The 1,330-nt window shown below is 65.9% G+C and carries 1 protein-coding gene; it reads right to left on the bottom strand.

What is annotated here, in order from left to right:
- Positions 1 to 27: 27 nt before the first annotated feature.
- Positions 28 to 1,280, bottom strand: a protein-coding gene (locus C1I97_RS37385) for an IS3 family transposase (protein WP_111007302.1) whose coding sequence is annotated in 2 segments (ribosomal slippage) — positions 28 to 998 and positions 998 to 1,280 — 1,254 coding nt in all. Because the reading frame shifts where the segments join, the coding sequence is not laid out codon by codon here.
- Positions 1,281 to 1,330 lie beyond the last annotated feature (50 nt).

The following is a 1,330-nucleotide window of genomic DNA, read 5'->3' as shown; positions in this document are numbered from 1 at the left end:
TGAACCGCCCCGGGTTCGGTAGAGATCTCAGATTGTGGTTCTGGCCTGGGGTTTCGTGGATTCCATGTAGTGGTTGGCCTCGTACTCGACGGGCGGAACGTGGCCTATCTCACCGTGGAGCCTGCGGTGGTTGTACCAGTCGACCCACTCGGCGGTGGCCAACTCCACCTGGGAGAGCGTCTTCCAGGGCCGTTGCGGTTTGATCAACTCGGTTTTGTACAGGCCGATCGTTGATTCCATCAGGGCGTTGTCGTAGGCGTCGCCGACCGAGCCGATGGAGGCGGCGATGCCGGCGGCGTCCAGATGCTCGGCGAGCCTGAACGATGTGTATTGCGATCCGGCGTCAGAGTGATGAATCAACTCGCCTGGTCGGATGGGGTGTTGGTCGCGGTCGCGTTGCCAGACGGCCATCTCCAGAGCGTCCAGGACGAAGACGGTCTCCTTCACGGTGGCAGCCGACCAGCCGACGATCCGGCGGGAGAAGGTGTCCACGACGAAGGCGACGTAGACGGTGGCGGACCAGGTCTTGACGTGGGTGAAGTCCGCGACCCAGCAGCGGTTCGGAGCGCCGGCGACGAAGTTGCGGTCGACCAGGTCGGGGGCCCGCTCGGCCTGCCCGCCGGGAATCGTGGTGATGACGCGCTTGCCGCGGACCGCGCCCTGGATGCCGAGTTCGCGCATCAGGCGCTCGACGGTGCAGCGGGCCACCGCATGTCCCTGCCGGTTCAGCTCGCGCCAGATCTTCCGGGCGCCGTAGACGCGGTAGTTGGACGTGTAGACCTCCTGGATCCGCTCCTTGAGCCCCTTATCGCGCACGGAACGGGCGGAGGGGGTTGCGAGGCGTTTCTTGTGGGCGTAGTACGTGGAAGGGGCGATCTTGCAGTCGTGCTCGGTGAGCGTCCTGCAGATCGGCTCGACGCCGCCGAAGCGGTCCCGGTGCTCGTCGATGAACGCTACGAGCGCGTGTGTGGCCGGTCGAGCTCGGCCGCGAAGAAACTCGCCGCGGCCTTCAGGATCTCGTTGGCCCGCTTGAGTTCGGCGTTCTCCTTCTTCAACGCCTTGAGCTGGGCGGACTCCTCCGTCGTCGTCCCCGGCCGCGTCCCCGCGTCGATCTCGTGCTGCTTCAGCCAGTTCCGCAGTGTCTCGCGGGAGCCGATGCCGAGCTTGTCGGCGACCGCCTGCAGGGCGGCCGTCTCGTTCGGGTAGTCGTCGCGCACCTCGGCGACCATGCGCACCGCGCGGCGGCGGAGCTCAAGCGGGTAACGGGAAGGTCGTGCCATGACTCGATCCTTTCATGAAATCGAGTCTCCATTCGAACCGGGGCGGTTCA

This window comes from Streptomyces sp. NTH33, assembly GCF_003236365.1.
Classification (GTDB): domain Bacteria; phylum Actinomycetota; class Actinomycetes; order Streptomycetales; family Streptomycetaceae; genus Streptomyces.
The sequence above is the reverse complement of the archived record's forward strand: the minus strand, read 5'-3'. Positions and strand labels throughout refer to the sequence as shown.